Origin of the sequence: Mesorhizobium sp. M1A.F.Ca.IN.022.07.1.1 (assembly GCF_003997575.1) — a bacterium.
Lineage (GTDB): Bacteria > Pseudomonadota > Alphaproteobacteria > Rhizobiales > Rhizobiaceae > Mesorhizobium.
On sequence record NZ_RZST01000638.1, the window covers coordinates 1 to 1,193 of the forward strand.

Annotated in this window: 2 protein-coding genes and 1 pseudogene; all 3 read right to left on the reverse strand. The window is 65.1% G+C overall.

The features are described from left to right. Positions 1 to 274: 274 nt before the first annotated feature. Entirely contained in the window at positions 275 to 616 is a 342-nt protein-coding gene (locus EOA75_RS33025; protein ID WP_127326152.1) for a hypothetical protein, read from the reverse strand. After that, on the reverse strand, positions 537 to 914 hold the full coding sequence (locus EOA75_RS33030) for a hypothetical protein (RefSeq protein ID WP_127326153.1): 378 nt from the start codon (positions 912 to 914) through the stop codon (positions 537 to 539). Before EOA75_RS33030 ends, EOA75_RS33025 begins: the two co-directional genes overlap by 80 nt. A 9-nt stretch (positions 915 to 923) precedes the next feature. Continuing rightward, positions 924 to 1,193, reverse strand: a pseudogene (locus EOA75_RS34365) (hypothetical protein); the annotation flags it as partial.

The following is a 1,193-nucleotide window of genomic DNA, read 5'->3' on the forward strand; positions in this document are numbered from 1 at the left end:
GCATGGGGGTCCTTTGTGGTGGGGGGTCTGAGTGACCAACGGGAGAGGCTGCGTTCCTTCGCGCCCCCCTCTGCCCTGCCGGGCATCTCCCCCACTTGGGGGGAGATTGGCAGCTTGGGCGCCCCCGCTCAGACCTGCGAGGGTGGAGGTTGGCGAAAGCGGTGGCGAAGTCTGATCTCCCCCCTTGTGGGGGAGATGTCCGGCAGGACAGAGGGGGGCGCTGTCCCGCCGGCATATCGATCATTGTCGGCTCCGTCGCGGCTGCGCCGCGCGACTAGCCGGGGCGAACCACGGGTCTCGCCCGTCCTTCGGACCCCCCACTTCGCGGCGGCGAAGAAATGAGCGCCCGCTTCGCCAACAGCTCCCGCATCAGCCGCCGTTCCCGCACCTCGATCGAAAGCTGGGCGCTGGACGGGCAGAACTGGGCGTTGTCGACCTTCGCCTCGCCGCGGATGAAGCGCTGGATCGCGGCTTGCACATCGGCAAGCTCGGCATCCTGCACGGCTGCGAGATAGCCGCGCAGCTGCATCTCGGGATCAGCGAGCGCGGATTGCGGGAAGCAACTGAACATCGCGGCCAGCGCTTTCGCCGCCTGCTGCAATTCGGCTGCGGTCATTGATCTCCTCGATGATGGCGTTGGCGGCATCGACATGTGTCTTGCGGCGATGCCAGTTCTGTCCGGCTGAACGGCCCGAAAATAATTTCTCGTTCTTTTGCCGCGGAGCGGCAGCCCGGGAAGAAAACGCCAGGGCGTTTTCGGCTATTGGATTGTTGGATTCTGGATTCTTGGATTCTGGACTCTGGGGCTTATCCTCCCCCTTATCCCCTGACTTAACCCGCCGCTTATCCAAGCGCGAAAACGCCCTTTCTTTCGAAAGGCTTGGGTTGCCGCCCTTGAGGCCGTTGCGGCGCACCACGCGCGCCTAACGCGCATCCGCGATCATGCGCCGGGAGTAGATGCGGCCATGCCGGTCTCGCGAGAAGACGCGGTTCTGCTCGAGCTCGGCAAGCAGGCATCCCAGCTCCATTTCTGTGCAGCCGGCAAGGCGCGCGAGCGCCGCCTCCTCCAGCCCCTTGCCGGCGATGGCGACATAGCCAACCGGCTCGTGCGCGGCGGCAATGCAGAGCATCCGCATCCACAGGCCTTGGGCCGCCAGCGAGCAGAGGCGCAGATTTGGATCGGACTCCCAATC

Coding starts and splice junctions, on each gene's coding strand:
- EOA75_RS33025 (WP_127326152.1), bottom strand. CDS start 616: ATGACCGCAGCCGAATTGCAGCAGGCGGCGAAAGCGCTGGCCGCGATG.